A 4,335-nucleotide genomic window follows, 5' to 3' on the forward strand; every position below is an offset into this window, starting at 1 on the left:
CCGACGCCGCCCGCGGAGCACCCCGGCCCGGCCTCGCCCGCCCCGGCGGCCTCGGTGACCCCGACCGTCGCCGAGGGCCCGCCGCCGGACCACCCGGCCGACCACCGCCCCGGCCTGCCGCCGGAGGCCGACCCGCAGCCCACGGCCCCGGCCGATCAGCCCGACCGGTACCACCACGCCCCCGCCCCGGTGTACGTGCCCGCGGACGGCCCGGTGGCCGGGCAGCTCCCGGGAGCCGGTCACGGCACCGAGGACCAGGTCCGGGCCCCGCAGCGGAGCTGGGCGGCGCCCGAGCCGACCGCGCCCACGCCCACGCCCGCCGAGGATCCCGTCCCCGCGCCGGACCAGCCGTCGGTGCAGGCGGCCGCGCCGGTGGCGGCCCCGGCGGTGCAGTTCCAGCCGCAGGCCGCGGCGCCCCGCCACGGCGACCCGGCCGGGATGCAGTTCCCGCTCGGGGCCGGGCTGGCCCTGATCGGCTGCGGGCTCGGACTGGTCGGCCTGCGGATGCGCCGGGGCTGACCCTGGCACCCCGGCCGGACCGGTGTCCGTCGCCGCATCAACACGGCGCCGGGGAAGCATGATTGGGGCACCGATGATCGGCACGCGGCCCGGTGTGGGACGATCGGAAAGCTGCCGGCGGGTGCCAGGAGCAGTGCCCGGGCCAGGGACGGGGGACGTCCGGCGGCGGGGCGGGCACCGCTGCGGGCCGGCCCCGGTTCGTTGACCAGCTCGATCGACGAAGCATATGAAGGAGCTATGACCAAGCCGATGAACGAACGGCCGCAGGAGCCCTACCAGGCGTCGGACGACGATTCCCCGAGCAGCCCCAAGGTGCTGATCGTGGGCCCGGACGGGATGCCGATCGGCGCGGTGCCCGGATCGGGCTTCGGTGCCGGGGACCATGCGGGGGAGCCGCGTGAGCTGCCGGTGACCGAGATGGTCGAGCAGCCGGCCAAGGTCATGCGGATCGGCAGCATGATCAAGCAGCTGCTGGAGGAGGTCCGGGTCGCGCCGCTGGACGAGGCCAGCCGGGTCCGGCTGAAGGAGATCCACGCCAGCTCGATCAAGGAGCTCGAACTGGGGCTGGCCCCTGAGCTGGTCGAGGAACTGGAGCGGCTGTCGCTGCCGTTCACCGATGACGCGATCCCCACCGAGGCGGAGCTGCGGATCGCGCAGGCACAGCTGGTGGGCTGGCTGGAGGGCCTGTTCCACGGCATCCAGACCGCGCTGTTCGCCCAGCAGATGGCGGCCCGCGCACAGTTGGAGCAGATGCGGCGGGCGCTGCCGCCCGGGGTGAACGGCGGAGACCTGGAGCCGGACGAGCCGGCCCCCGGCCGCGGGATCCGCTCAGGTCCGTACCTCTGATCGACGGCCCTGTACCGGCTCTGTAGCAGCTGGGACACGTTCCCGCCCCTGAACCCGATCACGTCGGCGCGAGCCGATACCCTGGCCCCTGCCGTCGGACTCGACCGGCGGCGGGGGTCGGCGGGCCACGGCCTGCCCGACCGGTGCATCCGGACCAGACCATGAGGCTGCGGCGCCGCCGCGCCGAGGGGGAAGCAGGGACCATGAGCGAGGACGCCAACCCGGTCGCGGGCCACTCCCTGGGCAACGGCCGCTATGTGATCCAGCGCCTGCTCGGCCAGGGCGGCATGGCCTCCGTCCACCTGGCCCACGACACGGTGCTGGACCGGCTGGTCGCCGTGAAGACCCTGAACATCGAACTCGGCGGCCAGGCGGCGTTCAAGGAGCGCTTCCGCCGCGAGGCGCAGGCGGTGGCGCGGCTCCAGCACACCAACATCGTCTCGGTCTTCGACAGCGGCGAGGACGTCACCGCGGAGGGCCTGGCCACCCCGTACATCGTGATGGAGTACGTCGAGGGCCAGGCGCTCGGCGACGTCCTGAAGGACACCGTCTCCCGGCAGGGCGCGATGTCCACCGACCAGGCCCTGAAGATCACCGCGTCGGTGCTGTCCGCGCTGGAGGCCTCGCACGACCAGGGCCTGGTGCACCGCGACATCAAGCCCGGCAACGTGATGGTCAGTTCCAAGGGCGTCATCAAGGTGATGGACTTCGGCATCGCCCGCGCCCTGCAGTCCGGCGTCACCTCGATGACCCAGACCGGCATGGTGGTCGGCACCCCGCAGTACCTCTCGCCGGAGCAGGCGCTCGGCAAGAGCGTGGACGCCCGCGCCGACCTCTACTCGGTCGGCTGCATGCTGTTCGAGCTGCTCACCGGGCGGCTGCCGTTCGACGGCGACACCGCGTTCACCATCGCGTACAAGCACGTGCAGGAGGAGCCGCCGGCCCCGTCCACCGTCAACGCCGCGGTGCCGCCGGCGGTCGACGCGCTGGTGGCCCGGGCCCTGCGCAAGGACCCGGCCCACCGCTTCCCGACCGCCGAGGCGATGCGCGAGGAGGTCGAGCGGATCTCCGGCGGCGACAAGGGCGGGATCCCGCTGCAGGCGAGCACCCCGCTGGTGATCAGCGAGGGCCCGCGGTCGGTCCACGCCGCGCCGTCGATGACCAACTTCCCGCAGGTCACCGGGGACATCCGGACGCCCGCGCCGCAGGTCCAGCCGCACTACCAGCCGGCCCCGCAGACGCCGTCGCCGTACCAGGCGCCGCAGACCCCGCACCCGTTCGCACAGGCCCCGCAGACGCCCGCGCCGTTCCCGCAGCAGGCGCACACCCCGCCGCCGTTCCCGCAGCCGGGGTACCGGACCCCGCACCCGTTCCCGCAGCAGGCGCACCCGACGGGTCCGATGCCGACGGGTCCGATGCCGATGCAGCCGGGACCGATGCAGCCGGGACCGATGCAGCCCGGGCCGTACGGGCCGCGGCCGGCCAACTCGAACAACGGCTGCTCGACCGCGCTGATCGTGGTCGGCGTGATCGTGGGCGTGATCGTGCTGGCCGTGGTCATCGTGGCGATCGTCGCGGCCAAGGACAAGACCAACACCACCGACACCGACCCGTACGGTGCCGGGCGCCCGGCCGTGACGCTGGACCTCGGCGCCGTCGGCGGCGACCGAATCTGACCGGCGGCCGAGGAGCTGGACACCGGCCGCCCGCGTGAAGCGGTAGCGTGCACAGGGACGGAACCGACAGGGCGACTGCGCGCCGAGCGAGGGCCCGGGGCGAGGAGCGATGGCACAGACAGAGCAGCCGGGTGAGGGCGAGCCGGAGCCGAACGCAGGGGCGGACGCCGGGAACGGCCGGAACACCCGGGCCGCCGACGCCCAGGCCTCGAACGCCGGGTCCCCGGACGCCGAGACCGCGATGCTGTCCGGACCCGGTGGCACTCCGTCCCGCGGCACCAACCTGCCGCTCGGCACCCTCGGCGACGGCCGCTACCGCCTGACCGGCAGGCTCGGCCGGGGCGGCATGGCCGAGGTCTTCTCCGCCCAGGACGTCCGGCTCGGCCGGACCGTCGCGGTCAAGCTGCTGCGCGGGGAGCTGGCCCAGGACGAGGTGGCGCGGCTGCGCTTCACCCGTGAGGCTCACGCCGTCGCCGCGCTCAACCACCACTCGATCGTCGCGGTCTACGACACCGGCGAGGAGCACCACGGCGAGGAGTCCACGCCGTACATCGTGATGGAGCTGGTCGAGGGCCGGACCGTCCGCGAGCTGCTGGTGGACGAGGAGGCGCCGCCGGTCGACCAGGCGCTCATCATCATCGCCGGCGTGCTGGAGGCGCTCGCCTACAGCCACCGCCACGGCATCGTGCACCGTGACATCAAGCCCGCCAACGTCATCATCACGACCGGCGGCGCGGTCAAGGTGATGGACTTCGGCATCGCCCGGGCGCTCACCGGCGCGGCCAGCACCATGACCCAGACCGGCATGGTGATGGGCACCCCGCAGTACCTCTCGCCGGAGCAGGCGCTCGGCAAGGCCGTCGACCACCGCTCCGACCTGTACGCGGCCGGCTGCATGCTGTACGAACTGCTGGCGCTGCGGCCGCCGTTCGTCGGCGAGACCCCCCTCGCGGTGGTCTACCAGCACGTCCAGGACATCGCGGTGCCGCCGTCCCGGATCAGCCGGCGGGTGCCGCCGGAGCTGGACGACCTGGTGCTGCGCTCGCTGGCGAAGAACCCGGACGACCGCTTCCAGAGCGCGGACGAGTTCCGGGCCCATGTGCAGCACGCGCTGCGGCAGATGCACGGCGCTGCGGGCAGCGGCTACGCGGCCGGTGCCGCGGGTGCCGCCGCGGCCGCCGGGCTCGCCGCCGCGGCCTCCGGCAACAGCGGCGGCCAGCCGCGCTACGACGGTCCGCCGAGCGGCGGTACGGCGATGACCGAGCCGTTCGGCGCGGTCACCGGCACCGGCCAG

General features: G+C 74.2%; 3 protein-coding genes and 1 pseudogene. All 4 read left to right on the top strand.

The window, feature by feature from the left end; translation table 11 throughout:
• Nucleotides 1-519, top strand: a pseudogene (locus tag AA75_RS50835) (hypothetical protein); the annotation flags it as partial.
• Nucleotides 520-756: 237 nt separating this feature from the next.
• Complete coding sequence (locus AA75_RS10690) at nucleotides 757-1,365, top strand: bacterial proteasome activator family protein (RefSeq protein WP_082526395.1); 609 nt, start codon at nucleotides 757-759, stop codon at nucleotides 1,363-1,365.
• A gap of 203 nt (nucleotides 1,366-1,568) precedes the next feature.
• The gene (locus AA75_RS10695) at nucleotides 1,569-3,041 is read left to right on the top strand and encodes a protein kinase (RefSeq protein ID WP_082526396.1); all 1,473 of its coding nucleotides are present in this window, start codon (nucleotides 1,569-1,571) and stop codon (nucleotides 3,039-3,041) included.
• A 241-nt stretch (nucleotides 3,042-3,282) separates the two neighbouring features.
• Nucleotides 3,283-4,335, top strand: a 1,053-nt coding sequence (locus AA75_RS10700) for a protein kinase (protein ID WP_149038061.1), incomplete at its 3' end; no start/stop codon positions are given.

The organism is Kitasatospora sp. MBT63 (assembly GCF_000710465.2).
Classification (GTDB): Bacteria; Actinomycetota; Actinomycetes; order Streptomycetales; family Streptomycetaceae; genus Kitasatospora.

Bases quoted from the DNA above. Each gene is read 5' to 3' on its own strand.
- AA75_RS10695 (WP_082526396.1), top strand. From the start codon at position 1,569: ATGAGCGAGGACGCCAACCCGGTCGCGGGCCACTCCCTGGGCAACGGC.
- AA75_RS10690 (WP_082526395.1), top strand. From the start codon at position 757: ATGACCAAGCCGATGAACGAACGGCCGCAGGAGCCCTACCAGGCGTCG.